The organism is Glutamicibacter soli (genome assembly GCF_003309065.1).
GTDB lineage: Bacteria > Actinomycetota > Actinomycetes > Actinomycetales > Micrococcaceae > Glutamicibacter > Glutamicibacter soli.
The window spans coordinates 446,957-471,929 of sequence record NZ_POAF01000001.1; the positions used below are offsets into that span (position 1 = coordinate 446,957).

The following is a 24,973-nucleotide window of genomic DNA, read 5'->3' on the forward strand; positions in this document are numbered from 1 at the left end:
TTACCGCTTGGACTGCAGGGTCGGGTCGGGCAGCTCGGTTTCCACCGCCGGCTTGTCGCCCTTCTTGGCCCGGGCCCAGACGAAGAAGCCGATCAGCGTGAAGGCGCCGTAGAACAGGTACATGAACGCGCTGGCGTAGTAGCCGGCGGAGAACAGCAGCGGCACGCCGACCGCGTCGACCGCGACCCAGATCAGCCAGAACTCGACCCAGCCCTTGGCCATGCCGAAGGTCGCCAGCAGCGATCCGACGAAGGTCCACGCGTCGGCCCAGACCGGCTCGTAGGAGCCGAGGATGCGGAACAGCGGGGTGAGCGCCACGGTGCCCAGCACCAGCGTGGCGGCCAGGCCCAGGCGGATCTTGTTCGAGGCCCAGACGGGGGTGACGGCGCTGCCGCTGCCGTCGCGGGCCTGCTTCCAGCGGTACCAGCCGAAGATCGAGACCGAGATGAACATGATCTGGCGGCCAGCCTGGCCCCAGAGGTTCGCGGCGTAGTCGGTGTCGAACAGGCTGCCGAGGAATACTGTCAGCAGCAGCAGGTTGCCGACGATGCCGACCGGCCAGGCCCAGACCTTGCGGCGCATGCCGCCCACGGCGCTGGCCAAGCCGAAGATGTTGCCGACAACCTCGCGCACCAGCAGTGCCGAGGAACCTACCGCAATTTGTGAATTAAAAGCTTCAATGAGCCACCGCAGGAAATCCATCTTTCCACCCTTCTCGAAGCGGCGGCTCCGGGGGTGTGCATTTGATGGACCTGCGGCATGGGCCGAAGAATACGGCTCCGCTCAGGGAACCGCCGGCACTACCGCAAGGCAAATCAAATTCGTGCTTCTCCCATCCAGACTTTAACTGTCGGTACCGGAATTCCACCGGCTCAACCGCTTCCTCGGCTTGTGGCCTTGGACGCGGGTCGCGGACTATCACCGCCGGTTCGGACTTTCACCGACCCCGGAGCACGTATTTACGTTTACATTCGTTATTGTTGCATACTTTGTGGCGCTTCAGTGCGCACCCAGCGCAAGATTGCGTAATACGTCGATTTCCACCGACGGCTCCGGCGAAGCGTACACCGCGGAACCGGCGACGAACACGTCGGCCCCGGCTTCCGCGGCGCGCAGGATGGTGTCGCGCGAGACGCCGCCGTCGATCTGCAGGGCGATGGGTTTGCCGGAGCCGTCGATGGCGGCGCGGGCGCGGCGGATCTTGGGCAGCACCAGGTCCAGGAACTTCTGGCCGCCGAAACCCGGTTCGACGGTCATCAGCAGCAGCATGTCCAGCTCGCCGAGCATGTCCAGGTAGGGCTCGACCGACGTGGCCGGGCGCAGCGCCATGGCGGCCTTGGAACCGGCGGCGCGCAGCTCGCGGGCCAGCCGGATCGGCGCAGCGGAGGCCTCCACATGGAAGGTCACCGAGTCAACACCCAGCTGCGCGTATTCCGGGGCCCAGCGGTCGGCGTCCTCGATCATCAGGTGCACGTCGATGGGCAGCTCGCTGACCTTGTGCAGCGCCTCGACCACCGGCTTGCCCAGGGTCAGGTTGGGCACGAAGTGGTTGTCCATGACATCCACGTGCACGCCGTCGGCGGTGTGGATGCGCTGCAGCTCGCGCTCCAGGTTGGCGAAGTCGGCGGAGAGGATCGAGGGGTGGATGCGCGCGGTGCTCAACGGTGGCTCCTTGGGTTCGGGCAGGGGCTGGATACTTCTCAAGCCAATACTGCCAGCGTCCGGGCGGACGCTGGCAGTTGGTGACGCGGCGCGGCCTTATTCGGCCGGGGCGGCCTTGGTCAGCAGCGCCATGAACATCGCGTCGGTGCCGTGCAGGTGCGGCCACAGCTGCGCGGTGGAGCCCTCGCCCAGCGCGTGGCCGGCGGCCGGTGCGTCCTGGTACATCACCTTGGCGACCTCGGCGCCGGTGTCCAGCAGCTTGGCCTGCGGGGTGCGCTTGAGGAAGTCCTCCACCACCAGGCGGGTTTCGGCCTGGTGCGGCGAGCAGGTCACGAAGCCGACTACCCCGCCCACGCGCACGGCGCGGAAGGCGGCGTCCAGCAGCTCGCCCTGCAGGGCGGTGAGCTCCGGGATATCGCGCGGGGCCTTGCGCCAGCGCGATTCGGGGCGGCGGCGCAGCGCGCCCAGGCCGGAGCAGGGGGCGTCGACCATGATGCGGTCGTAGTCCCCGGCGTAGTCTTCCCCGCCGTAGGCGCGGCCGTCCTGCTGGGTGACCATCCAGTAGTCGTGCGGCACCGCGTCCATGGAGTTCTCCACCAGGCGGGCTCGGTGGGCGGTGGGCTCGTTGGCGGTCAGCCGGGCGTCGCGCTGCACGGCCAGCGCGCCGAGCAGGGCCGCCTTGCCGCCGGGGCCGGCGCACAGATCCAGCCAGTAGCGGTCGTCGCCGGCTTCCGGCAGCTCCACGTTGGCCAGGGCGCGGGCCATGACCTGGCTTCCGGCGTCCTGCACGCGCACGGTGCCTTCGCGCACCCCGGGGACCCGGGCCACGTCGCCGTGCTTGTAGGTGGCCGAATCGGCCAGCAGGGTGCCGGGTTCCGCGCCGGATTCCAGCGCGCCGGACAGGTCGCCGAGCCCAGGCAGGGCCACCAGGTTGACCACCGGGGCGGCGTTGTCGGCTTCCAGCAGCGCTGCCAGCTCGCCGGCGTCGCGGCCGTGGGCGATCAGCGCGCCGCGCAGCGCGCGCACGATCCAGTCCGGGTGGGAGTGCTCGATGGCCAGCTTCGCGGCGTCGCCCTCCGCGGCGGCGGTGAGCTGCTCGATCCATTCGCCGGCCTCGCGTTCGCTCACGCGGCGCAGCACGGCGTTGATCAGCCCCGAGGGGCCGGCGCCGATCTGCGCGCGGGCCAGGGACACGGTCTCGTCCAGGGCGGCGTGCTTCGGCACGCGCATGGCCAGCAGCTGGTGGGCGCCCAAGCGCAGCGCGTCCAGGATCGCCGGGTCCAATTCGGCCAGCGGGCGGTCGACCAGCGTGGTGAGGATCGCGTCGTACAACCCCTGGCCGCGCAGCGCGCCGTAGGCCAGCTCGGTGGCGAAGCCCGCGTCGCGGCGGTCCAGCTGGTATTCGCGGATCAGCTTGGGCAGCACCAGGTTGGCGTAGGCGTCGGCGCCGGACACCTCGCGCAGGGTCTTGAAAGCGACCAGGCGGGCCGGGTCGGCGCTGCGCTTGCGCTGGCCGGGAGCTGCCTGCGAGTACTGGCGCGGGCGCCCGCCCTGGCCGCGGTTGCGGGTGCGCCCGGCCTCGTTGCGGCGCTGGCCGTCGCCGTGCTCCGCGCCGCGGCGCCCTGGGCGGGAATTCCCGCGCTGTTCGTTCGCGCTCATGCGAAGCTCACTTCCGTTCCCTGGGTCAGCATGCCGCGGGCCCAGTCTGAGGCGTTCATCATCTTCTTGCCCGGGGGCTGGATCATTGTCGGTTCAAGGGCCCAGGTGGCGGTGCCGATGAGCACTGTGGGCTGCTTGCCCGGTTCGATGCGCAGCTGCCCGGGAGCCAGGCCGGCCACGTCGCGGCGTTCGCGCAGCGGGCCGAACTTGTAGCGCTGGCCCCCCACCGCGCACCAGGCGCCGGGGAACGGGGTGGTGCCGTGGGCGCGGCGGCGGATCTCGGTGGCCGGGCGGGTGAAGTCCAGCTGCGCGTCCTCGTCGGTGATCTTCGGCGCGTAGGTGTGCGACCCGGTCTGAGGGACCGCGACTGCCTGGCCGGCGTCCAGCGCCTGCAGGGTCTGCACCAGCAGCATCGAGCCGGAGGCGCTGAGCCGTTCCAGCATCACTCCGGCGGTATCCAGCTCGTTGACCACCTCGGTGACCTGGCCGAAGACCGGGCCGGTGTCCAGCCCGGTTTCCAGCTGGAAGGTCACCGCGCCGATGATGTCGTCGCCGTTGATGATGGAGTGCTGCACCGGGGCGGCGCCGCGCCAGTTCGGCAGCAGCGAGAAGTGCAGGTTGATCCAGCCGTGGCGCGGGACCAAGAGCGCGGCTTCCGGGACCAGCCCGCCGAAGGCGACGATGGCGGCGGCGTCCAGATCCAGGCCCTGCAGCTGCTCGGTGACCTCGGCGGTGATCTTGGAGGCCTTGATGACCGGCAGGCCGAGCTCCGCGGCGCGGGCGGCAACCGGCGAAGGGGTCAGCACGCGCTTGCGGCCCAGCGGGGCGTCGGGGCGGGTGAGCACGGCGGCGATGTCGAATCCTGCCGCGTGCAGCGAGTCAAGGGAGGTGACGGCGACCTGCGGGGTGCCGGCGAAGAGGATGCGCACGGGCTACTTCCCCAATCCTGCGCCGAAGCTGGAGCCCAGCGATCCGGAGCGCTTGGCGATGGTCTGGTTGGCGGTCTGCGAGTAGCTGGTGGCGCGCAGCTTGCGCCAGGCCGCCTTCTTCTCGTCGGCGGGCAGGCGGTCAAGGAAGAGGATGCCGTCCAGGTGGTCGGTTTCGTGCTGCACGCAGCGCGAGAGCATGCCTTCGCCTTCGAGGACCAGCGGGGTGCCGAACTTGTCGAAGCCGGTGGCGCGCACATGGCGGCGGCGCGGGACCGGGGCGGCGATGCCGGGGATGGACAGGCAGCCTTCGACCTGGTCCTCCTGGAAGTCATCGCTCAGCTCGAGCACCGGGTTGATGATGTGCCCGCGCTCCTCGCCGATCTGGTAGGTGAAGACGCGTAGCGATACGCCGACCTGCGGCGCGGCCAGGCCGGCGCCGTCGACGTTTTCCATGGTCTGGTCCATGTCCTCGACCAGCTTTTGGATTTCCGGTCCGAACTCGGTCACCTCCTGCGCTGGGGTGCGAAGGACGGGATCACCGATGATCCGAATTCCCAAAATTGCCATAGTTCTTCAAACTGCCTTCTGTTGTTTTCAGCGGATCGCCCGGTCCAGCCGCGCCAGACCCAAGCCCATCCAGTCTACGCGGTCGATCACGGCTGGCGCTGAGGTGGTGGAGTGATTTCCACCAGCGTGGCCCGTGACCTGGCGATCCTGAAGGACGCCTCCCAGTTGCGGCGCAGCGCGTAGAACTTGGCCCAGTAGTCGGGCATGGCGGCCGCAGGCGCCATGAAGGTGCGGCTGCCGGTGGGGCCCAGGGCCACCGCCAGCAGCATGGTGTCAGCACCATACGGCCACGGCTCCCACTGCCCGGCCTCCGCGTCGGCGACCCGCTCCTCGGCCTTGCAGGCGGCGGCAAGCTGCATGATCACCTTGTCGTCGGGCCGCTTGACGAAGCCGTCGCGGTCGCTGGTCTTTGTTTTGTAGTCGACCAGGCAGTCCCTTCCGCCGATCTTCGCGACCAGGTCGATGGTCCCGGCGTAGCCGATGCTCTCGTTCCACACGGTCACCTCCGCGGCCACCGGCTCCACCCGGTAGTCGCGCCACCAGGATTCAAAGTGGGCGGCGTAGTCCTGTTCGCCATGGGCCTGCAGCAGTTGGCGCGCCGAATCCAGTTCGTGCGGCTGGCCTAGTTCCGCCAGCGCCCACTGCTCTGCATAGTTGTGCACCCGGTCGCCACGTGCGGCCGCCGCATCACGGTAGGACTCCGCCGCGGTAGCCGAATCACGCACGAGCGACCTCATACGGCCGAGCTCGGAGATGGACGCGGCAAGCCGGGCATCCTCGGATAAGGACTTGGCTGCCATGTAGCCCGCCCAACCGGTGAGGTCGACATGGTCCATACCAATGATTGTCGTAATCGATGGAACCGTTGCCTCGCCGCCGACCCGGCGGCTGTACATGCGGCCATGATCGGTCTGAATCGCTAGTTTCGGTGACGTCATATACACGATGATTGCACCGCAGGTGGACACTTCGCCCCTAGTCGCCGCGCGTTTAGGAATTATTCCCCGTAATTCCGCGGGTTTTGGGCTTTGTGAACCAGATCTCAGCCTTTCGATTTGGAAGCTTGGGAAAACTCGTATAGAGTTTTTACTCGTTGGAAAGAACGAAAACGTTCCAACAACAACCATTTTGCGGACATAGCTCAGCTGGTAGAGCGCAACCTTGCCAAGGTTGAGGTCGCGAGTTCGAACCTCGTTGTCCGCTCGCAAAAAGATGCACCGACTAGGTAAAACTAGTCGCCTGGCTTCGGCCGGATTTGGTGGGGTGGCCGAGAGGCGAGGCAGCGGCCTGCAAAGCCGTATACGCGGGTTCGAATCCCGTCCCCACCTCGCAATGAAGATTGCTCATCTTTTTTGCGCGATTGGCGCAGCGGTAGCGCGCTTCCCTGACACGGAAGAGGTCACTGGTTCGATCCCAGTATCGCGCACGGAACTCGTAGTCCACCAGATTACGGATTTCATAACTAAATATATGCGGTCATAGCTCAGCTGGTAGAGCGCAACCTTGCCAAGGTTGAGGTCGCGAGTTCGAACCTCGTTGACCGCTCCAAGAATTCATCGGTAAAATGATAATTCTGTCGGGATTCTTCATTGAATCTTCGGCGCGATTGGCGCAGCGGTAGCGCGCTTCCCTGACACGGAAGAGGTCACTGGTTCGATCCCAGTATCGCGCACTGGATACAGTTCAGTGTCCATGCGGTCATAGCTCAGCTGGTAGAGCGCAACCTTGCCAAGGTTGAGGTCGCGAGTTCGAACCTCGTTGACCGCTCCATAACTTCATATAGATCCTGCGGTCATAGCTCAGCTGGTAGAGCGCAACCTTGCCAAGGTTGAGGTCGCGAGTTCGAACCTCGTTGACCGCTCCGAAAAACTTGGGACCCACACATCAGTGTGGGTCCCAAGTTTCTTTCTCAGCTAAAACTGTTAGTAGTTTCCTGCTCAGCGGGCACTTCCGTGGCTTCGATCTGGCCCTGAAACATATTTGTTCGCCGTGTGAACTACCCAACGCGAAGGCTGCACCCTATGATGGGACGCAGGAGTTGAGGGCAAGAGGCCCTCCGTGTTGAAGGGAGGTGTCCATTGGCAGGTTTTAACGAGCTAAAGGGCAAGGTCGAAGGACTGGCACTGAAAGCCGGAGAATTCGCGAGCCAGAACTCTGACAAGATTTCAGACGGCATCGACAAGGCCGGGGACTTCATCGACCGCAAGACCGGCGGCAAGTACGCCGACAAAGTCGATGGCGTTCAGGATGGAGCCAAGAACTTCCTGGGCAACCTCGGAAACAAGGATCAGGCCTAACGTCCAGTCGTTAGAGCTTTGGCCTTACCCTAGGCACGTAGGAAAGCGCCACCCCAGCGGGTGGCGCTTTTCTACGTTTCCGGGCAGGTTGCCCGCTCCTGCCGATCCCACATCTTGGTCACCGGATCGCCGCAATTTCCCACCCGGCTCGCGAACCGATAGAAACTAAGCATGCAAAGCAACATCATCAGCCGTCCGCGTCTGCCGCGCGAAGCCGTGCTCGCCGGGTTCATCACCACCATGGTCGGGTTCACGTCGTCTTTCGCAGTGGTCATCACCGGGCTGCTGCAGGCGGGAGCAAGCCCCTCACAGGCATCCTCCGGCCTGCTCGCGCTGACTTTCCTAGTGGGAGTAGCCTCTCTGGTACTGTCCCTGAAGCACCGGCTGCCGATCACCGTTGCCTGGTCCACACCGGGCGCGGCGCTGCTGGCAAGCCTGGCTGCGGGCAGTTTCAGTTTCGCCGAATCCGTCGGCGCATTCATTATCAGCGGCGTGCTGATCATGCTCACCGGGCTCATCCCGGTGCTGCACCGGCTGCTGACTTCGATTCCCGTGCCGATCGCCCAGGGAATGCTGGCCGGCGTGCTGATTCCGCTGTGCCTCAAGCCCTTCACCGCGCTGGGCAGCATCCCGGTGGCGGCGGTGCTGATCCTGGCGGTGTTCCTGGCGGGGCTGCGTTTCCTGCCGCGTTATGCGGTGGCCCTGAGCATGCTCGGCGCTGTGGGGTGCGGACTGTTCTCGATCGGCGCTTCCCATTCCTGGGCGCAGATCGAGGTGCTTCCGACGCTGGAATTCGTGGCGCCGGAGTTTTCCTGGCAGGCGGTGGCGAGCATCAGCCTGCCGCTGTTCATCGTGACCATGGCCTCGCAGAACATCCCGGGCGTGGCAGTGATGTCGTCCTTCGGGTTCCGCACCCCGTGGCGTTCGAGCATGCTGTCCACCGGGTTCGGGAGCGCCGCCGGCGCCTTCTTCGGCGGCCATGCGATTAATCTGGCGGCGATTTCCGCCGCCCTGTCCGCCGGCGAGTCCGGTGGCAAGGATCCCGGGCAGCGGTGGAAGGCCTCGGCCTCCTCCGGGGTGTTCTACCTGGTGTTCGCGCTGGGATCGGCGCTGGTCGCCTCGCTGGCGACGCTCTCCCCCGCCGGGTTGTTCGAGGCCGCTGCGGGCCTGGCCCTGCTGGCGACCTTGGCCAATGCGATGCTCGGGGCCATGAAGGAGCCTCGCTGGCAGCTCAGCGCCCTGGCCACGATGCTCGTGGCCGCGGCGAACGTGACGCTGTTCGGTATCGGCGGGGCGTTCTGGGCGTTGGTGATCGGCCTGTTAATACACGTCATCGCCGAGCAGGTGACTGCCCGGCGATGAGCTGGAAGTGCGGGGCGCGGTTTAGAGCGCCGCTTCGCCGATCTGGCCTTCGCGGGCCAGCGCGGTGAGGCGCGAGACAGCGCGGAAGTACTTCTTCTGGTAGCCGCCGGCCATCATTTCCGGGGTGAACAGCTCGCTGAACGGCTTGCCCGAGGCAACGATCGGCACATCCTTGTCGTAGAGGCGGTCGGCGAGCACCACGAAGCGCAGCGCGATGGCCTGGTCCGTGATGGTGTCGACGTTGTGCAGCACCAGCACGTCGGTTTCCGAGAGCAGCTGCCGGTAGCGCGAGGGGTGGACCTTGGACAGGTGGGCCACCAGGTCCGCGAAGTTGTCCACGGCCAGGGTCTTATCCGGGTAGCGTTCGGCGGCGAAGGATTCGATGGCGGAGTCCTCCAGCGGCTGCGGGGCTTCGGGCAGGCCGCGGTGGCGGAAGTCCTCGCCCTCCACGCGGTGCACGTCGAACTGCTCGGAGAGGGTCTTGATTTCGCGCTGGAAGTCCACCGCGGCGAAGCGGCCCTCGCCCAGCGCGCCGGGCAGGGTGTTGGAGGTCGCGGCAAGCTTCACCCCGGCGTCGGACAGCTCGCGCATGAGGCGGGACATCAGCACGGTGTCCCCCGGGTCGTCAAGCTCGAATTCGTCGATGCAGACCAGCGAGTACTGGCTGAGCACGTCGACTGTCTGGCGGAAGGACAGCGCGCCGACCAGGTTGGTGTACTCCACGAAGGTGCCGAAGGCCTTGCGGCCGGGAGCGGCGTGCCACAGCGAGGCGAGCAGGTGGGTCTTGCCCACGCCGAAGCCGCCGTCGAGGTAGATGCCGTTCTTGGTTGCCTTCTTCTTCCCGAACAGCTTGCCCAGGAAGGAGCCCGAGGAGCTCTTGCCCACCGATTCGGCGAAGCTGGTGAGCTTGTGGACCGCCTCGGTCTGCGAAGGCTGGTTCGGGTCCGGGCGGTAGGTATTGAAGGACACCTCACCGAAGCGGTATGACGGATGGAATCCGGCGAGCAGCTCGTCGATCGACAGCTGCGGGATGGTTTCGCTCAGGTGGGTGATCGTCGCCATGGGCTTCGGGGATCCTTCGGTTGAATGCGGTGATGTGCGGGCGGCCCGCGGGCGGCCCATCGGCCAGTTTACCTTGAATGACCCGCAGAAACGGTGAAATGTCGCACCCCACACAGTGCCGGGGCGCTCGGAGCACTAGGCTAGAAGCAGAGCAAGCGATCGGCGGGGATCTCCCGCCGCCCCGATACCGTCAAGGAACGTGATAGAAAATGCCTTTGCCCGTTGAGTCCAACGAGAAGTATGCAGCGTATGCCCATCCTGAACGGCTGGTCTCCACGCAGTGGGTCGCGGACAACCTGGGCGCCGAGAACCTGGTGGTGCTGGAGTCCGACGAGGACATCCTGCTGTACTCCACCGGGCATGTGCCTGGCGCGCTGAAGATCGACTGGCACACAGAGCTGAATGACGAGGTCACCCGCGACTACGTCGACGGCGAGGGCTTCGCGGCGCTGATGCAGGCCAAGGGCATAAGCCGCGAGAGCACCGTGGTGATCTACGGCGACAAGTCGAACTGGTGGGCTGCCTACGCGCTGTGGGTCTTCACCCTGTTCGGCCACGAAGATGTGCGCCTGATGGACGGCGGACGCGACAAGTGGATCGCCGAGGGCCGCGAGCTGAGCACGCAGAAGCCGGCGGTCTCCCCGTCGCAGTACCCGGTGATCGAGCGTTCGGACGAGGCAATCCGCGCCTTCCTGCCGCAGGTGCTGGAGCACCTGGGCAACCCGCTGATCGACGTGCGCTCCGCCGAGGAGTACATCGGCGAACGCACCCACATGCCGAACTACCCGGAGGAGGGCGCGCTGCGCGGCGGGCACATCCCGAGCGCCGCGTCGGTGCCGTGGGCCCGCGCCGCCGCCGAGGACGGCACCTTCCGCTCCCGCGCCGAGCTCGAAGCGATCTACCTGGACGAGGCCGGGCTGAAGCCGGGCGACGACGTGGTGGCGTACTGCCGCATCGGCGAACGCTCAAGCCACACCTGGTTCGTGCTCAAGCACCTGCTGGGCTTCGAGTCCGTGCGCAACTACGACGGCTCGTGGACCGAATGGGGCAACGCCGTGGGCGTGCCGATCGTCCGCGGCGCCGAGCAGGGCGAGGTTCCAGCCAAGCGCGGGGTGCGCGCATGAGCACGATTCCCGCAGAACTGGCCGAAATCATCGAGGAATTCACCGAGGTGCCCGAGGCCGACCGCCTGGAGCTGCTGCTGGAGTACTCCCGCGAGCTGCCCGAGCTGCCCGAGCGCCTGGCCGAGCACCCGGAGCTGTTCGAGCAGGTGGTCGAATGCCAGTCGCCGCTGTTCCTGGTGGTGGAGGTGTCCGCCGCGGACGCGAACCCGGTGAGCCTGTTCTTCTCCGCTCCTCCCGAGGCGCCGACCACCCGTGGTTTCGCCTCGGTGCTGGCCGCCGGGCTGGACGGAAAGGACGCCGCCGCGATCCTGGCGGTGCCCGATGACATGCCGCAGCAGCTGGGACTGACCCGCGCGCTCTCGCCGCTGCGCATGCGCGGCATGACCGCCATGCTGGGCCGCATCAAGCGCCAGATCGCCGAACAGCTCGCCGCCTAGGCGCGGCGCAACATACCGCGCAGGAAGGTTCAAACGCCCGTGGGCAAGAAGAAACACGCCGCCTCCACCCCGGCCACCGCGGCCCTGGATGCCGCCGGGATCGGCTACGTGGCGCACAGCTACACGCACAGCGACTCGGCAGAAAGCTACGGCGGAGAAGCGGCCGAGCAGCTCGGGGTTCCCGGCGCCCGGGTGTTCAAGACGCTGATGGTCGCCACCGGCGCCACCGCGGCCCAGGACCTGGCCGTCGCGGTGGTGCCGGTGGACAGCATGCTGGATCTCAAGGCGGTCGGCGCGGCGCTGGGCACCAAGAAGGTGCAGATGGCCGACAAGGCCGCAGCCCAGCGGCGCAGCGGCTATGTGCTGGGCGGGATCTCCCCGTTCGGGCAGCGCCAGCACTCCAGCACCGTGATCGACGACAGCGCACTGCAGTTCGAGACGGTGTTCATCTCCGGCGGGCGCCGCGGCTTCAGCCTGGAGATCGCCCCGCAGGATGCCGCGAAGGCCACCGGCGCCATCTGGGCGTCGATCGCCGCCGGCTAGGCGGTCCGGCGCGGCGGTCGGCTACCTCGCCGTATATGCGTTGATCCGCGCGGCGAGGAAGTCACTGACCGCTTGCGTGAATCCGTCCGGATCCACGTTCGGCTCCCTGGTATGCCCGGCCAGGGTGAAGGTCTTCAGGCTGACCAGGTCCGGGCGCAGCGCGGCGAGCTTCAGGCTCGGCCCGTTGGGCACGAACTGGTCGTCCCTGCTATGCATGAGCAGGATCGGGTGGGACAGCTCCTCGGCCCGGTCCACCCAATTCAGCCGCTTCAGGTTCACCGGGGCGGCCTGGCCGGTGATCCAGCGCCCGGCCTCGTTGGACAGCAGCCACTGGCCGAAGCGCCCGACCGACTGCGGGATCTTGTTCGCCCGCGCCTGGTGGGAGAGCACGTCGACCCAGTTGATCACCGGGCCTACCAGCATCAGCGAATCCACCCGGTCGGCCAAGTCCGAGCGGTCGGCCATCTGCAGACTGATCGCCCCGCCCATCGACCAGCCCAGCAAGATGACCTGCCGCGCGCCGCGCGAGGTCGCGAAGTGGACCGCGGCTTCGACATCCAGCCATTCGGTGTCTCCCAGCCCGTAGCGCCCATCGGGGGCGGTCGGCGCCAGTCCGTCGTTGCGGTAGCTCATCAACAAGGTGCTCACCCCGGCCTTGGCCAGAGCGGGCAGCGCGCGGATGGATTCGGTGCGGCGGGCCCCGCGCCCGTGCACCCCGATCACCCAGACGTCCTGGTGGCTGGTCCCGGGCACCAGCCAGGCCGGTCCGTCGCCCACGTCGAGGCTGACGCTCACGTCCTCGGCCTCGAAGCCCAGGTCCGAGGGGTGCTCGTACATCGCCCCGGAGAGGTAGCCGCGCTTAACCCCGTCCAGGGTGCCGCGGTAGACCTGCTCGATCTGCCGGGCCACGATCTTCGGTTTGCCCGCGACATCCTGCGGAGCCGACAAACGCACCGCGCAGGCATCGAATTCGGCCAGGAAGGTGCACCCGCCGGGTTCGGCGGTCTCCGCGTCGCGGGCCAGATGCATCCACAATTTGCCCTGCGCGTCGGTAGTGATCTCGCGGATGACCGCGTTCGAGGCGCGCCGCTCCTCCGGGGTGACCACGCGCCGGGCGAAGTACCCGGCCAGCGCGGAAACGCTGGCGGCCACCAGCGAACCTGCCGCGACTCCCAGACCGGCGCCGATCAGGGTCGCGGGAACTGTCTTGCGTGGTTCGAGCTTGTCGACGATTTTCCGAGCCATGTTTTCATCTTTGCAGATGGCGTGTTGGGAATCATCACGCCCCGGAGGTAGTTTCCTAAGTATGAACGAAAACCAGAACACCGAAGACCGGAACCCCGCCGAGATCGATTGGCGCCAGGTTCTCTCCCCCGAAGAATTCCACGTCCTGCGGCAGGCCGGCACCGAACGCCCGTTCACCGGCGAATACTGGGACACGACGACCGAGGGCGTGTATTCCTGCCGTGCCTGCGGCTCCGAACTGTTCGCCAGCACCACCAAGTTCGACGCCGGCTGCGGCTGGCCCTCGTTCTTCGCACCGCTGGCCGAAGACCGCGTCCGCTACATCACCGACGAGTCGATGGGGATGAAGCGCGTGGAGGTGCGCTGCGCCAACTGCGATTCGCACATGGGCCACGTGTTCGAGGGCGAGGGCTTCGGAACCCCGACCGACCTGCGGTACTGCATGAATTCGCTGAGCTTGAAGCTGCGCGAAACGCAGGGCTAAACAGTGCTCAGCGTGAAGCGACGCAAGTCACCCCAAGAATAAGCATTACTTATTCACCGAGGAGTCAGGATTACTTTTCCTTTCGATGGGCGTAGCGTTCTAGTCAAGCAACTGAACGCTGCCCTACCGAAGAAGAAGGTGTATCTCAATGACCCAGATTTCCGCAGAACCACGGCCAACCAGCCCCTCCGACGCCCGCCGCATCGCCGAGTCCGACGCATGGCTTGGACTCAAGGCCGCCGCCAGTGAATTCCAGGGTCTGCAGCTCAAGGACGGCTCCGTGGCCGAGCCCGAGCAGCGCGTCCGCGCCGGCGAGCTGGTCGACACGATCGTCGACTCCATCCAGACCCTGCGCGGCTTCTTCGCCCACGAGGCCGACTACCTGGACAAGCTCGTCGCAGACCTGAGGCGCTGGGCCGAGCAGGGCTTCGGCGTGCCGGACTTCCTCGATTCGCTCATGGAATTCCAGCCGCAGACCCAGCGCGTGGACGGGCTGATGCACCTGGTGCTCTTCCCGATGTACACCCAGAACGGATCCACCAACCGCCACCTCGAAGCGGTGCTGGTCCAGGTGATCTGGCCCGAGTTCATTTCGCAGCTCGAGGCCGGCGAGTACTCGAACAAGCTGTTCGTGCCGCTGCGCTTCATCGACTTCACCGCCGGCTACGACACCAACTCCGCGGTGCTCTTCCCGGAGTCGGTCGCGATCCGCGAGACCCCGTCGTTCACCTGGGGCGCGATCTTTCAGGACCGCGAGGCCGCGCGCTTCCGCAAGGTACTCAAGGCCGCCGCGCAGATCACCAACCTCGAACTGCCGGACGACGCCGCGGCGCTGCTCGAAGACCAGCAGCTGGCCGAAGAGGCGTTCATCATGTGGGACCTGATTCACGACCGCACCCACATGCGCGGGGACCTGCCCTTCGACCCGTTCATGATCAAGCAGCGCATGCCATTCTTCCTGTACTCGCTCGAGGAGCTGCGCTGCGATTTGACCGCGTTCCGCGAATGCATGAAGATCGCCGCCGATCCGAAGGTGGACGACAAGACCGCGAAGATGGCCAAGCTGGTGCAATACGCGGTGATCTTCGACCGGATCTTCCGCTTCGCGATTACCGGTTCGCGCGTGCGCAACTACGACGGCCTGGGCGGCCAGCTGCTGTTCGCCTGGATGCACCAGCACCACGTGCTGCACTGGACCGATACCAAGCTGCGCATCGACTGGGCCGAGGTGCCCGCGGTGGTCGCCGCGCTGGGCGACTCGATCGACGAGCTGTACTGGAAGTCCATCGACCGCCCGAAGCTGGCCCACTGGCTGGCCGCCTACGAGCTGGTGTCCGCCACCGTCACCCCGCACCCGGCCTCGGTCTGGGCCAAGGGCCCTCAGGCGCTGCCGCTGTCCGCGCCGCTGCGCGAGATCACCGACCAGGTGATGGACGACGAGTTCCCGCTGTCCATGTTCTACGAGGCGCTGTCCAAGAAGATGACCGCGGTCATCGAGTCCACTCGCGGCATGACCGGCGCTGACCGCATCTAGTCGGACCTTTTCAGGCCCGCTTGATTTAGGCTAGGTACGTGAGCGAACAAACATTGGACCAGAAGCAGCAAGGCCGCAAGGCCCCGGTGGTTCTCATCGCCGGGGCCACCTCGGCATCCGGCATCGCCTGCGCGAAAGCGCTGATGGAGGCGGGAGCCAAGGTGCTGGCCATCGGCAGCGATGCGGATCGGCTGGTGGAGCGCATGCCGCGCGGCGTGCTGCGCTACCAGTGCGATCTTGCCTACCACCCGGCGGTCGAGCACCTGCGCGACACCATCCACGGCCAGCACGGCCCGATCGACGTGCTGCTGCACCTGGTCGGCGGCTGGCGCGGCGGCAAGTCGATCGCCGGGCAGAGCGACGAGGACTGGGATTTCCTGCACGAGTCGGTCATGACCACGCTGCGCAACACGAGCCGCGTGTTCGTCGACGACCTGGTGGCCTCCGAGGCCGGCCGGCTGGCGATCGTCAGCTCCGAATCGGTGCTGAACCCGACCCCCTCCAACGCGAACTACGGCGCCGTCAAGGCCGCCGCGGAGCACTGGGTCAACGCCGTGGCCCGGCTGTTCACCAAGCAGGCTCCGCAGGCCGCGGCCTTAAGCTGGGTGGTCAAGGCGCTCAGCGACAAACCGGCCGACCAGGCGCCCGAGGGGCACACCCCGGTCGAATTCCTGGCCAAGGCCGCGGTGGACGCGCTGCGGACAGACGCCGCGAAGCTCAACGGCACCCGCGTCGCGCTGCCCAAGGCCGGCGCGAAGGCCACGCCCGCGGCGCCCGAGGCCTAGCCCGCGCACGCCTGCCCGCAACCGCTCCCGGCGGCGGGCAGGCGTCGTGCCGCCACCGGCGCGGAACACGGCCCACCGGCCGATGTGCCGCGCCCACCATTTTCCCCGGCCCACCGGCCGGCCCCGACCAGCAAAGGACCTCACCCATCATGACCTTCAGCCACGACACGGCACTGCGCGGATTCGCCTCGGACAACTACTCGGGCGTGCACCCGCGGATCCTGGCGGCCATCGAGCGCGCCAACGGCGGCCACCAGATCTCCTACGGCGAGGACCAGTACACCGAACAGCTCGATGCGCTGGCGCGCGAATTGTTCGGCGAGCAGGCGGCGATCTTCCCTGTGTTCAACGGCACCGGCGCCAATGTCACCGCGCTGCAGTCGCTGCTGCCGCGCTGGGGTGCTGTCATCTGCGCCTCCAGCGCCCACATCAACGTGGACGAGAACGGCGCCCCAGAACGCGTGGGCGGCTTCAAGCTGCTGCAGGTGGACACCCCGGACGGCAAGCTGACCCCCGAATTGATCGACCAGCAGGCCTGGGGCTGGGGTGACGAGCACCGCGCGCAGCCGCTGGCCGTATCGATCACCCAGGCCACCGAGCTGGGCACGCTGTACACCCCCGAAGAGCTCAAGGCGATCACCGCGCATGCGCACCAGCTGGGCATGAAGGTGCACCTGGACGGCTCGCGGCTGTCCAACGCCGCCGCCTCGCTGGGCGTCCAGCTGCGCGAGCTGACCACCGACGCCGGGGTGGACATCGTCTCGCTGGGCGGCACCAAGAACGGCATGCTGCTGGGCGAGGGCATCCTGACGCTGCGCAGCGAGCTGGCCGCCGACATGAAGTACCTGCGCAAGATGAACATGCAGCTGGGCAGCAAGATGCGCTTCATCTCCGCGCAGCTGATCGAGCTCTACGGCACCGGGCTGTGGCGCGAGCTGGCCGGGCATTCGAACGCGATGGCCTCGAAGCTGGCCGCCGCGGTGCAGCGCATCGACGACGTGGAACTGGTCTACCCGACCCAGGCCAACGGCGTGTTCGCGCAGCTGCCCACATTGGTCAGCGACGAGCTGCGCCAGCACTTCCGCTTCTACGACTGGGACCGCGCCGCCGGGCAGGTGCGCTGGATGTGCTCCTTCGACACCACCGAGGCCGACGTGGACGCCTTCACCGCGAAGCTCGAAGAACTGATGGGCCAGTTCGCGACCGCCTAGCTTCGAACTCCAGTTGGCCCCCGGCCGACCGGCGCGCCGTACCGCACCAGCGGTGCGGCGCGTTTTAGACTCTGACTGTGACCAATGAACGCCCTGCCGCCGCCACCCCGCCGGCCTTCGCCAAGGCCCTGGACGAGTTGTCCCGCGCCACGGTGCGCAAAGAGCTTCAGTTCACCGAAATCCCGGCCCCCGGACGCCTCGCGCCCTTCGCCCTGGCCCTGAGCGGGGACGTGCTGGAGCACGCCGGTCCCAGCCACGGTCGCCTCGGCAAGGAATTGGGCCGCACCCCCTTCCTGCAGCCGACCGAGCAGCTGGCCACCGGCCGCTTCATCCTGCTCTACGACCCTGCCGGGCAGCAGCTGTGGAACGGCAAGTTCCGCATCGTCACCTACATCCGCGCCCGGCTCGAGAACGACATGGGGCAGGACTCCATGCTCGCCTCGGTCGCCTGGAGCTGGCTGGAGGACGCGTTGTGCGAACGCGGCGCGGCCTATCATTCGGCCGGCGGCACCGCCACGCGCGTGATCTCCGAATCCTTCGGCAACATGGCCGGGGAGCAGGACCACATCGACATCGAGCTGCGCGCCTCCTGGTCCCCCGAATCCGAAGACCTGGGGGTGCACCTGAGCGCCTGGGCGGACATGGTCTGCACCTTCGCCGGGCTGCCTCCGCTGCCCGAGGGCGTGCAGCAGCTGCCGCGCCGCCGCCTGAGCTAGCGCCGAAGTTCCCCGCGCGGTCTTAGAATGGAATCACCATGAGCAATTCCCAGCCGACCGCACCGTTATCCGCCTCAGACGACTCGCAGCCTTCCGCGCCGCCGCTGATCCCGCTCACCGCGCCGCGCGATGGCGTGCCCGAAGTCATCGACACCCCGCCGGCGCTGCGCCGCGCGGTGCGCGCCCTGCGCGCGGGAACCGGAGACCTGGCGGTGGACACCGAACGCGCCAGCGGCTTCCGCTACGGCCAGCGCGCCTTCCTGATCCAGATCCGCCGCGAAGGCGCCGGCACCTGGTTGATCGATCCGGAAACCCTGGAGGACCTGTCCCCGCTGGTCGAGTTCGCCAACGAGCAGCCATGGATCCTGCACGCCGCCACCCAGGACCTGCCCTGCCTGAACGAGCTGGGCCTGGCCCCGGCCTCGCTGTTCGACACCGAGCTGGCCGGGCGCCTGGCCGGATTCCCGCGCGTCTCGCTGGGCACCATGGTTGCCGAGCTGCTGGGCCTGGCGCTGGCCAAGGAGCACTCCGCCGCCGACTGGTCCACGCGCCCGCTGCCCGAATCCTGGCTGACCTACGCGGCGCTGGACGTCGAGGTGCTCGAAGAGCTGCGCCAGGAGGTCACCGGCGTGCTCGAGGAGCAGGGCAAGCTGGAGTTCGCCCGGCAGGAATTCGCCTTCGAGCTGATTCCGCCGCAGGTCGCCGAGGTGGCCGAGCCGTGGCGCAAGCTCTCGGGCATCCACAAGATCAAGAGCAAACGCAACCTGGCAGTGGCCCGCGAGCTGTGGCTTTCGCGCGAATCGCTGGCCAAGAGCCGCGATGTCGCCCCGGGCAGGCTGCTGCCGGACCGCGCCATCATGGCGGCGATCGAGCACCGGGCCAACTCGGTGCCGGCGCTGCTGCAGATCCCCGGTTTCCACGGGCGCAGCGTGAAGCGCGACGCCCCGCGCTGGCTGGATGCGGTGCGGCGCGGCCGCAGCACCCGCGACCTGCCCGAGCTGCGCACTGATAAGACCGGGCTGCCCAACCCGCGCGCCTGGAGCGAGAAGAACCCGAAGGCCGCGGACCGGCTGGCCGCCGCCAAGCTGGTGGTGACCGAGGTCAGCGAGGCCTGGAACATCCCCGCCGAAAACCTGCTGACCCCCAAGTTCCTGCGCGAACTGTGCTGGACTCCCCCGGCGGTGCTCAGCGAGGGCTCCATCGACGAGGCCCTGAGCGCGCTGGGCGCCCGCCCGTGGCAGCGCGAGCTGCTGGCCGGCAAGCTGGCCGCCGCGATGAAGGCCTAGCCGAAATTCGGGTTCACCTTCGCCCGGCCCGTGAACCGCACCGTTGCATACCGCTGCCGCATGCAGCACCCTGCCGCCGAGCCCTCGGCGCGGGTGCCGCATGCGGCTTTTGCGTCCCCTGCGGCCCCGATGCCGGCCAGCCGGCGGGATCTCCACTTGCGCTAAAAGTTACTCATGAGTAACGTATGAGGCAGGTCACTGTGACGGTGGCCACTGCCGGGCCCCTCCGGCAGGCAGAACCTACCCCGCAAGGAGCCCGCCGGTGAGTGCCAACACCACGACCGAGCACGAGAACGCAAGCAGAATGCTCGATGACCGCGACGTCGTCTTCATCGACGGGGTCCGCACCCCGTTCGGCCGCGCCGGCGAGAAGGGCATCTACCACGGCACCCGCGCCGACGACCTGGCAGTGAAGGCCGTGCGCGGCCTGCTGGAGCGCAACCCGCAGGTGCCGGCCGAGAAGATCGACGAGGTCTCGCTGGCGGCCACCACGCAGACCGGCGACCAGGGCCTGACCATCGGGCGCACCGTGGCGCTGCTCTCCGGCATCCCGCAGTCGGTGCCCGGCTACGCGATCGACCGCATGTGCGCCGGCGCGATGACCGCGGTGACCTCCACGGCCGGCGGCATCGCCTTCGGTGCCTACGACCTGGTCATCGCCGGCGGCGTGGAGCACATGGGCAACCACCCGATGGGCGCCGGGGCCGATCCGAACCCGCGCTTCGTATCCGAGCGCATCGTCGACCCGCAGGCGCTGAACATGGGCAACACCGCGGAGAACCTGCACGACCGCTTCCCCGCGATCACCAAGGAACGCGCCGACCGCTACGCGGTGGCCTCGCAGGCCAAGCTCGCCGCCGCCTACCAGAACCAGCAGATCCAGCCTGACCTGGTCTCCGTGGCCGCCAAGCGCCCGGGCGAAGGCTGGGCGGTGCACCGCGTGGACGAGCCGCCGCGCCCGGGAACCACCATGGAATCGCTGAGCGAACTGCGCACCCCCTTCCGCGCCCACGGCCGGGTCACCGCCGGCAATGCGGCAGGCCTGAACGACGGCGCCACCGCCGCGCTGCTGGCCAGCGGCCAAGCCGTGCGCGAGCTGGGGCTGGCCCCGAAGATGCGCCTGGTCTCCTTCGCCTTCGCCGGCGTCGCGCCGGACGTGATGGGCTACGGCCCGGTCCCCGCCACCGAGAAGGCACTGGCCAAGGCCGGGCTGGAGATTCAGGACATCGGATTATTCGAGATCAACGAGGCCTTCGCCGTGCAGGTGCTCTCCTTCCTTGACTACTACGGCATTGACCAGGAGGACCCGCGGGTGAACCGCTACGGCGGCGCCATCGCCGTCGGCCACCCGCTGGCCTCCTCCGGGGTGCGGCTGATGACCCAGCTGGCCCGCCAGTTCTCCGAGGACCACTCGGTACGCTACGGGATCACCACCATGTGCATCGGCCTGGGCATGGGCGGCACCGTCATCTGGGAAAACCCGAACCACCCCGACTTCGGCAGCAAGGCCTAAAGGAGCAGAACCATGACCGCAGCAACTTCACAGAACTTCTCGGACGTCGCCGAGCTCATGCGCGACGAGACCGTCACCCACTCGCTGGTCTCCGACGTCCTGCTGCCCAGCGGCAAGGTGCTGGCCCTGCTGACCCTGGACAACGGGCTGGACCACGGCAAGCCGACCACGCTGGGCCCCAACGGGCTGATCGAGCTGCGCGCCGCGCTGGAAACCCAGGCCGAGCGCGCCAAGGCCGGGGCGATCCACGCGCTGGCCATCACCGGCAAGCCGCACTTCCTGATCGCCGGCGCGGATTTGTCCGCGGTCACCCGGCTGCGCTCCCCCGAGCAGGGCAGCGCCATGGCCTCCCTGGGCCACCACGCCTACGACCTGCTAGCCGACCTGGGTGTGCCGACCTTCGCCTTCGTCAACGGACTGGCCCTGGGCGGAGGCCTGGAGATTGCGCTGGCCTGCACCTACCGCACCGTCAGCACCGCCGCCGGCGCGCTGGGCCTGCCCGAGGCGTTCCTCGGGCTGATTCCGGGCTGGGCCGGCGTCTACCGCCTGCCGCGCCTGGTGGGCCCGGAGAACGCACTGAAGGTCATGATCGAGAACCCGCTGAACAACAACAAGACCCTCTCCGGGCCTGCCGCCTACAAGATGGGTGTAGCCGATGCCCTGTTCGAGCCGGCGGACTTCATCGAGCATTCGGTCGCGTTCGTCGACGGCGTGCTCAACGGAGAGCTCGAGGTGCGACGCCCCAACGCGGTGGACCCGCGCGATCCCGAGGTGGCCCGCCGCTGGCTGGAGGCCGCGGATGCCGCGCAGGCGTTCGTCGACGCGAAGCTGCACGGCGCCGCCCCCGCCCCGTCCAAGGTGCTGGAGGTCTTCCGCCAGGGCCTGACCCTGACCCAGCCCGAATCGGCGCAGCTGGAAATCCAGGCGCTGACAGAGCTGATGGGCAGCAGGCAGTTCCAGAACACGGTCTACGCCTTCTTCGACCTGGTGCAGAAGCGCGGCAAGCGCCCGGCCGGAGCGCCCGACGCCAGGCTGGCCCGCCCGGTGACCAAGGTCGGCATCGTCGGGGCCGGGCTGATGGCCAGCCAGCTGGCACTGCTGTTCGTGCGCCGGCTGAACGTGCCGGTGGTCATCACCGACCTTGACCAGTCGCGCATCGACAAGGGACTGGGCTACATCCACGGCGAGATCGACAAGCTGCATGCCAAGGACCGGATGAGCCAGGACGCGGTCAACCGCGCCAAGGCGCTGGTCTCCGGCTCGGTCTCCAAGGAGGGCTTCGCCGACGCGGACTTCGTCATCGAGGCGGTCTTCGAGGAGCTGGGCGTGAAGAAGCAGGTCTTCGCCGAGGTCGAGGCGGTCGTCTCCCCCGAGTGCGTGCTGGCCACCAATACCTCCTCGCTCTCGGTCACCGAGATGGGCCGGGACCTGATGCACCCCGAACGCCTGGTGGGCTTCCACTTCTTCAACCCGGTGGCCCTCATGCCGCTGCTGGAGATCGCCGCCACCGAATGGACCAGCGACACCGCGCTGTCCACCGCGTTCGTGCTGGGCAAGGCGCTGAGGAAAACCACCGTGCTCGCCCAGGATGCGGCGGCGTTTGTGGTCAACCGCGTGCTGCTGCGCCTGCTCAGCGAGGTCCAGGCGGCCTTTGACGAAGGCACCGACGCCAAGACCGCGGACAACGCCCTGTCCAGCATGGGCCTGCCGATGACCCCGTTCACCCTGCTGTCGATGGTCGGGCTGCCTGTGGCCCAGCATGTCACCGAATCGCTGCACGCCGCCTTCGGCGACCGTTTCGCGGTGTCGCAGAACCTGCAGAAGCTGATCGACGCGAAGGTCACCTCGCTGTGGGTCGCCGACGAGCAGGGCGGCCAGGTGCTGAACCCGGCCGCGGCGCAGGTCATCATGCAAGGAAGCAACCCGTCAAGTGCGGAGCAGATCCTGGCTCGGGTCCAGGACGCGCTGGCCCAGGAGATCGGCTTGCTGCTCTCCGAGGGCGTGGTGGCCGAAGCGGCCGACGTGGACCTGTGCATGATCACCGGCGCGGGCTGGCCGATGCACCTGGGAGGCATCACTCCGTACCTCGACCAGGTCGGCGCCTCCGAACGCGTCAACGGAGCAAAGTTCAACAACTGACCAGGCGCATCACGGCGGGGTCCTCGGCGGCGGCATGCGCCGGCCGAGGGCCCCGCCGTCGTGTTCTGCAACTGGAGGGAAGCGCTAGGCCCGCTCGTACTGCGCCAGCGCGACCCCGGATTCGAAGGCCTGCACGGAGGTGCTGCGCCAGGGCTGCGGCTGGTAGGAGCGGTCGCCGAACAGCCGGATGCCGCCGCCGAAGGTCACCGGGTTGATCTTCAGCGCCAGCTGGTCGATCTCCTCGGCCAGTGCGGCGGCCAGCGAGCCGCCGCCGCACAGCCAGATGTCCTTGCCGTCTTCCTTTTTCAGTTCGCGCACCAGCTGCACCGGATCCCGGTCCGTGAACAGCACGTCCTGGCTGCCTTCCGGGCCCTGCCGTCCGTGCGTGAACACGACCTGGCGAAGGTGGGCGTAGGGGCTGGCCAGATGCTGGTCGGGCATCCCGACCGCGTAGGTGTTCCATCCCATCAGCACGGTGTCGAAGGGCCCGTCCTGGATTGGGATACCCACGGCTTCGGCCAGGACGGTGGGCACGGTGCCGCGGAACTGCTCGCCGATGGCTTGCATGTGGTCCCCCTCGGCGAGGAACGCGTCGAATTCCCCTGCCGGTCCGGCGATGAATCCATCCAGGCTTACCGCCACGTAGTAGGTCAAGGTGCGCATGGGTTCTCCTCGGCTCGGGGTCCTTCTCCGCTGGCATTGGCGAATTCGCCCACTCTACAGAGATACGGCGTCCGGAAACAGGGTGTGGTGCGCCTTCTTGGCGACGTCACAGATAATTCTGCAACAATGAAGCCATGACTGACTTCGCCCGACCAGCCCGCCGCACGTTCATGTGCGCCTCCGCCGCGATCGGTTCGGCAGCCCTGCTGACCGCCTGCGGCAACGGAGAATCAGCGGTTGAAACCCCAGAGGCCAATTCCATCCCCGAACCGAGCGGCGAAGGCCAGGTGCTGATGCCGGTCTCGGACCTGCCGGTCGGCTCGCGCGCCTCGGCGCCGGCCACCTACCCGGACGGCAGCGCGACCGCGGTCATGGTGTTCCGCCCGGATGAGAAGACCGTGCTGGCCTACTCGAACAAGTGCACCCACCAGGGCTGCGCGCTGACGCCGAAGTCGCAGGACGAGAACTTCTACTGCGCCTGCCATGGCTCGAAGTTCGCCCCGAAGGACGGCACCGTGGTGGCCGGCCCGGCCAAGGCGGCGCTGCCGCGCTACGCCGCGGAAATCAAGGACAAGAACATCGTCGTCTACGTCACCGCCGACGCATAGATCCCTGCTGGTTTGCTGTCGCTTAAAGCGCCATGCGGCGGACTCCCCGATTCGGGGGTTCCGCCGCATGGTGTTTTTAAGCTCCGTTTAGAACGGCGCGATCTTCTCCGGGGCCGGGAAGATCTCGTCCAGCTCCGCGCGCTCGGCCGGGGTCGGCACCCAGCTGACTGCCTGCGCGTTGGCCGTGATCTGCTCGGGACGGGTGGCTCCGGCGATCACCGAGGCGACCGGTTGCTGGGCCGCCAGCCAGGAGAAGGCCAGCTGGATCTCGGTGAGCCCGCGCGCTGCGGCGAAGTCGGCGAACTTCTGCAGCTGCTCGAAGTTGCTGGATTCCACCAGGTACTGCCGTGAATGCGTCAGGCGGCTTCCTTCTGGCGCGTGGCCCTTGGAGTACTTGCCGGTAAGCAGCCCGTTGGCCAGCGGGAAGTAGGGAAGCACGCCGAGCCCGAATTCCCTCGCAGCCGGAAGCACCTCCAGCTCTGCGCGGCGGTCGATGAGGTTGTAGTGGTTCTGGGCGGAGATGAAGCGTTCGGTGCCAAGCTCCCGGGCCACGTACTCGGCCTGCGCGATCTGCCAGCCGGACCGGTTTGAATGCCCGATGTAGCGGACCTTCCCGCTGGCCACCAGGTCGTCCAGCACCCGCAGGGTCTCCTCGATCGGGGTATTCGGATCCGGGGTGTGGAACTGGAACAGGTCGATGTAGTCGGTGCCCAGACGCTTCAGCGAGGCCTCGACCGCCTTGACGACATAGCGGCGCGATCCGCGCGCCGAGAAGTCTGGCCCATTGACCCCGCGCATGTCCATGCCGAATTTGGTGGCGAGGATGATGTCCCCGCGGGCGCTGCCCAGCGCGGCGCCCAGGCGGATTTCGGAAAGGCCCGGTTCACGCCCGTAGGTGTCGGCCACGTCGAACAGCGTGATTCCTGCCTCCAGCGCGGCATGGACGACCGCGTTGGTCCCCTCCTGGGACTCGGTGGCGGTACCGGTCCGCCCCAGGTTGTTGCAGCCCAGACCGACGACGGAAACACTCAGGCCGCTGCGGCCAAGTTGGCGGAATTCCATGGACACCTCTTCACTTCATAGTTGTGCTCCGCTTCACTGGAGCGTCGTATACCCATAGGCTATCTGCTAGGTCTCCGCGCCCCGG

The 24,973-nt window shown here is 67.5% G+C and carries 24 protein-coding genes, 7 tRNA genes and 1 riboswitch; of the genes, 21 read left to right on the plus strand and 10 right to left on the minus strand.

The genetic code is table 11. From position 1 onward, the window contains the following. From pnuC to C1H84_RS02160, 6 genes are all read right to left on the minus strand, one after another. Entirely contained in the window at positions 1-702 is a 702-nt protein-coding gene (gene pnuC / locus C1H84_RS02135; protein ID WP_047119405.1) for a nicotinamide riboside transporter PnuC, read from the minus strand. Positions 703-820: 118 nt separating this feature from the next. Continuing rightward, a riboswitch (FMN riboswitch) is annotated at positions 821-958 on the minus strand. 41 nt (positions 959-999) lie between these two features. Beyond that, entirely contained in the window at positions 1,000-1,662 is a 663-nt protein-coding gene (rpe, locus tag C1H84_RS02140) for a ribulose-phosphate 3-epimerase (RefSeq protein WP_113606421.1), read from the minus strand. A 96-nt stretch (positions 1,663-1,758) separates the two neighbouring features. Continuing rightward, the gene (locus C1H84_RS02145) at positions 1,759-3,321 is read right to left on the minus strand and encodes an RsmB/NOP family class I SAM-dependent RNA methyltransferase (RefSeq protein WP_047119407.1); all 1,563 of its coding nucleotides are present in this window, start codon (positions 3,319-3,321) and stop codon (positions 1,759-1,761) included. Next, positions 3,318-4,250 (minus strand): methionyl-tRNA formyltransferase, encoded by a 933-nt coding sequence (fmt, locus tag C1H84_RS02150; RefSeq protein ID WP_047119408.1) that lies wholly within the window; start codon positions 4,248-4,250, stop codon positions 3,318-3,320. The genes C1H84_RS02145 and fmt overlap by 4 nt, the downstream gene beginning before the upstream one ends. A 3-nt stretch (positions 4,251-4,253) precedes the next feature. Beyond that, positions 4,254-4,817: a peptide deformylase gene (gene def / locus C1H84_RS02155; protein ID WP_047119409.1), complete on the minus strand. Its 564-nt coding sequence runs from the start codon at positions 4,815-4,817 to the stop codon at positions 4,254-4,256. An 86-nt stretch (positions 4,818-4,903) separates the two neighbouring features. Further along, positions 4,904-5,653: a 16S rRNA (guanine(1207)-N(2))-methyltransferase RsmC gene (locus tag C1H84_RS02160; protein ID WP_231735938.1), complete on the minus strand. Its 750-nt coding sequence runs from the start codon at positions 5,651-5,653 to the stop codon at positions 4,904-4,906. 294 nt (positions 5,654-5,947) lie between these two features. On the opposite strand from C1H84_RS02160, the gene C1H84_RS02165 reads away from it, so the two are divergent. The 9 genes from C1H84_RS02165 (at position 5,948) to C1H84_RS02205 (ending at position 8,476) form a co-directional block, all read left to right on the plus strand. Next, positions 5,948-6,020, plus strand: a tRNA-Gly gene (locus C1H84_RS02165). Between the two features lie 54 nt (positions 6,021-6,074). Continuing rightward, a tRNA-Cys gene (locus C1H84_RS02170) sits at positions 6,075-6,145 on the plus strand. A gap of 26 nt (positions 6,146-6,171) precedes the next feature. Next, a tRNA-Val gene (locus tag C1H84_RS02175) sits at positions 6,172-6,243 on the plus strand. Between the two features lie 46 nt (positions 6,244-6,289). Next, positions 6,290-6,365: transfer RNA gene (locus C1H84_RS02180), tRNA-Gly, on the plus strand. A gap of 52 nt (positions 6,366-6,417) precedes the next feature. Further along, positions 6,418-6,489 (plus strand) — tRNA-Val (locus tag C1H84_RS02185). A gap of 22 nt (positions 6,490-6,511) precedes the next feature. Next, positions 6,512-6,587: transfer RNA gene (locus tag C1H84_RS02190), tRNA-Gly, on the plus strand. 18 nt (positions 6,588-6,605) lie between these two features. Then, positions 6,606-6,678: transfer RNA gene (locus C1H84_RS02195), tRNA-Gly, on the plus strand. Between the two features lie 217 nt (positions 6,679-6,895). Beyond that, positions 6,896-7,114 carry an antitoxin gene (locus C1H84_RS02200; protein WP_047119410.1) on the plus strand — a complete coding sequence of 73 codons (219 nt, stop codon included), beginning with the start codon at positions 6,896-6,898 and terminating at the stop codon, positions 7,112-7,114. Between the two features lie 171 nt (positions 7,115-7,285). Next, positions 7,286-8,476 carry a benzoate/H(+) symporter BenE family transporter gene (locus tag C1H84_RS02205; protein WP_113606423.1) on the plus strand — a complete coding sequence of 397 codons (1,191 nt, stop codon included), beginning with the start codon at positions 7,286-7,288 and terminating at the stop codon, positions 8,474-8,476. Positions 8,477-8,497: 21 nt separating this feature from the next. On the opposite strand, the gene zapE is transcribed toward C1H84_RS02205, so the two are convergent. Then, the gene (gene zapE, locus C1H84_RS02210; protein WP_053798345.1) at positions 8,498-9,538 is read right to left on the minus strand and encodes a cell division protein ZapE; all 1,041 of its coding nucleotides are present in this window, start codon (positions 9,536-9,538) and stop codon (positions 8,498-8,500) included. 209 nt (positions 9,539-9,747) lie between these two features. On the opposite strand from zapE, the gene C1H84_RS02215 reads away from it, so the two are divergent. From C1H84_RS02215 to ybaK, 3 genes are read left to right on the plus strand one after another with little or no spacing between them, the layout of a single operon-like run. Then, the gene (locus C1H84_RS02215) at positions 9,748-10,662 is read left to right on the plus strand and encodes a sulfurtransferase (RefSeq protein ID WP_113606424.1); all 915 of its coding nucleotides are present in this window, start codon (positions 9,748-9,750) and stop codon (positions 10,660-10,662) included. Then, positions 10,659-11,099 carry a SufE family protein gene (locus tag C1H84_RS02220; RefSeq protein WP_047119414.1) on the plus strand — a complete coding sequence of 147 codons (441 nt, stop codon included), beginning with the start codon at positions 10,659-10,661 and terminating at the stop codon, positions 11,097-11,099. Before C1H84_RS02215 ends, C1H84_RS02220 begins: the two co-directional genes overlap by 4 nt. Before the next feature lie 39 nt (positions 11,100-11,138). Next, the gene (ybaK, locus tag C1H84_RS02225) at positions 11,139-11,642 is read left to right on the plus strand and encodes a Cys-tRNA(Pro) deacylase (RefSeq protein ID WP_047119415.1); all 504 of its coding nucleotides are present in this window, start codon (positions 11,139-11,141) and stop codon (positions 11,640-11,642) included. A 21-nt stretch (positions 11,643-11,663) separates the two neighbouring features. Here ybaK and C1H84_RS02230 read toward each other — a convergent pair whose 3' ends face one another. Continuing rightward, positions 11,664-12,887 (minus strand): alpha/beta hydrolase, encoded by a 1,224-nt coding sequence (locus C1H84_RS02230; protein ID WP_047119416.1) that lies wholly within the window; start codon positions 12,885-12,887, stop codon positions 11,664-11,666. A 61-nt stretch (positions 12,888-12,948) separates the two neighbouring features. Between C1H84_RS02230 and msrB the strand changes: the two genes are divergently transcribed. The 8 genes from msrB to C1H84_RS02270 all read left to right on the plus strand — a co-directional run bounded on the left by msrB (position 12,949) and on the right by C1H84_RS02270 (position 22,555). Further along, positions 12,949-13,371 (plus strand): peptide-methionine (R)-S-oxide reductase MsrB, encoded by a 423-nt coding sequence (gene msrB / locus C1H84_RS02235; protein ID WP_047119417.1) that lies wholly within the window; start codon positions 12,949-12,951, stop codon positions 13,369-13,371. A 148-nt stretch (positions 13,372-13,519) separates the two neighbouring features. Continuing rightward, positions 13,520-14,905, plus strand: a complete 1,386-nt coding sequence (locus tag C1H84_RS02240; RefSeq protein WP_113606425.1) for a DUF6421 family protein — start codon at positions 13,520-13,522, stop codon at positions 14,903-14,905. A 38-nt stretch (positions 14,906-14,943) separates the two neighbouring features. Then, positions 14,944-15,690, plus strand: coding sequence for an SDR family NAD(P)-dependent oxidoreductase (locus tag C1H84_RS02245; protein ID WP_113606426.1), 747 nt, complete (start codon positions 14,944-14,946; stop codon positions 15,688-15,690). 149 nt (positions 15,691-15,839) lie between these two features. Further along, positions 15,840-16,901 (plus strand): threonine aldolase family protein, encoded by a 1,062-nt coding sequence (locus C1H84_RS02250; protein ID WP_113606427.1) that lies wholly within the window; start codon positions 15,840-15,842, stop codon positions 16,899-16,901. Between the two features lie 77 nt (positions 16,902-16,978). After that, positions 16,979-17,617: a DUF3000 domain-containing protein gene (locus C1H84_RS02255; protein ID WP_113606428.1), complete on the plus strand. Its 639-nt coding sequence runs from the start codon at positions 16,979-16,981 to the stop codon at positions 17,615-17,617. A 38-nt stretch (positions 17,618-17,655) separates the two neighbouring features. Next, complete coding sequence (locus C1H84_RS02260) at positions 17,656-18,903, plus strand: HRDC domain-containing protein (RefSeq protein ID WP_047119422.1); 1,248 nt, start codon at positions 17,656-17,658, stop codon at positions 18,901-18,903. 304 nt (positions 18,904-19,207) lie between these two features. After that, complete coding sequence (locus C1H84_RS02265) at positions 19,208-20,416, plus strand: thiolase family protein (RefSeq protein WP_047120778.1); 1,209 nt, start codon at positions 19,208-19,210, stop codon at positions 20,414-20,416. A 12-nt stretch (positions 20,417-20,428) separates the two neighbouring features. Beyond that, on the plus strand, positions 20,429-22,555 hold the full coding sequence (locus tag C1H84_RS02270; protein ID WP_113606429.1) for a 3-hydroxyacyl-CoA dehydrogenase NAD-binding domain-containing protein: 2,127 nt from the start codon (positions 20,429-20,431) through the stop codon (positions 22,553-22,555). An 84-nt stretch (positions 22,556-22,639) separates the two neighbouring features. Here the strand turns inward: C1H84_RS02270 and C1H84_RS02275 are convergent, their stop codons facing one another. Then, the gene (locus tag C1H84_RS02275; protein ID WP_047119424.1) at positions 22,640-23,218 is read right to left on the minus strand and encodes a dihydrofolate reductase family protein; all 579 of its coding nucleotides are present in this window, start codon (positions 23,216-23,218) and stop codon (positions 22,640-22,642) included. A gap of 134 nt (positions 23,219-23,352) precedes the next feature. Here C1H84_RS02275 and C1H84_RS02280 point away from each other — a divergent pair, with 134 nt between their 5' ends. Further along, positions 23,353-23,826 (plus strand): Rieske (2Fe-2S) protein, encoded by a 474-nt coding sequence (locus tag C1H84_RS02280; RefSeq protein WP_053798350.1) that lies wholly within the window; start codon positions 23,353-23,355, stop codon positions 23,824-23,826. Positions 23,827-23,913: 87 nt separating this feature from the next. Here the strand turns inward: C1H84_RS02280 and C1H84_RS02285 are convergent, their stop codons facing one another. After that, complete coding sequence (locus C1H84_RS02285; RefSeq protein WP_113606430.1) at positions 23,914-24,888, minus strand: aldo/keto reductase; 975 nt, start codon at positions 24,886-24,888, stop codon at positions 23,914-23,916. Positions 24,889-24,973 lie beyond the last annotated feature (85 nt).

Coding starts and splice junctions, on each gene's coding strand:
- pnuC (WP_047119405.1), bottom strand. CDS start 702: ATGGATTTCCTGCGGTGGCTCATTGAAGCTTTTAATTCACAAATTGCG.
- C1H84_RS02145 (WP_047119407.1), bottom strand. CDS start 3,321: ATGAGCGCGAACGAACAGCGCGGGAATTCCCGCCCAGGGCGCCGCGGC.
- def (WP_047119409.1), bottom strand. CDS start 4,817: ATGGCAATTTTGGGAATTCGGATCATCGGTGATCCCGTCCTTCGCACC.
- C1H84_RS02160 (WP_231735938.1), bottom strand. CDS start 5,653: ATGGACCATGTCGACCTCACCGGTTGGGCGGGCTACATGGCAGCCAAG.
- C1H84_RS02205 (WP_113606423.1), top strand. CDS start 7,286: ATGCAAAGCAACATCATCAGCCGTCCGCGTCTGCCGCGCGAAGCCGTG.
- zapE (WP_053798345.1), bottom strand. CDS start 9,538: ATGGCGACGATCACCCACCTGAGCGAAACCATCCCGCAGCTGTCGATC.
- C1H84_RS02215 (WP_113606424.1), top strand. CDS start 9,748: ATGCCTTTGCCCGTTGAGTCCAACGAGAAGTATGCAGCGTATGCCCAT.
- C1H84_RS02220 (WP_047119414.1), top strand. CDS start 10,659: ATGAGCACGATTCCCGCAGAACTGGCCGAAATCATCGAGGAATTCACC.
- C1H84_RS02230 (WP_047119416.1), bottom strand. CDS start 12,887: ATGGCTCGGAAAATCGTCGACAAGCTCGAACCACGCAAGACAGTTCCC.
- msrB (WP_047119417.1), top strand. CDS start 12,949: ATGAACGAAAACCAGAACACCGAAGACCGGAACCCCGCCGAGATCGAT.
- C1H84_RS02240 (WP_113606425.1), top strand. CDS start 13,520: ATGACCCAGATTTCCGCAGAACCACGGCCAACCAGCCCCTCCGACGCC.
- C1H84_RS02250 (WP_113606427.1), top strand. CDS start 15,840: ATGACCTTCAGCCACGACACGGCACTGCGCGGATTCGCCTCGGACAAC.
- C1H84_RS02260 (WP_047119422.1), top strand. CDS start 17,656: ATGAGCAATTCCCAGCCGACCGCACCGTTATCCGCCTCAGACGACTCG.
- C1H84_RS02265 (WP_047120778.1), top strand. CDS start 19,208: ATGCTCGATGACCGCGACGTCGTCTTCATCGACGGGGTCCGCACCCCG.
- C1H84_RS02270 (WP_113606429.1), top strand. CDS start 20,429: ATGACCGCAGCAACTTCACAGAACTTCTCGGACGTCGCCGAGCTCATG.
- C1H84_RS02275 (WP_047119424.1), bottom strand. CDS start 23,218: ATGCGCACCTTGACCTACTACGTGGCGGTAAGCCTGGATGGATTCATC.
- C1H84_RS02280 (WP_053798350.1), top strand. CDS start 23,353: ATGACTGACTTCGCCCGACCAGCCCGCCGCACGTTCATGTGCGCCTCC.
- C1H84_RS02285 (WP_113606430.1), bottom strand. CDS start 24,888: ATGGAATTCCGCCAACTTGGCCGCAGCGGCCTGAGTGTTTCCGTCGTC.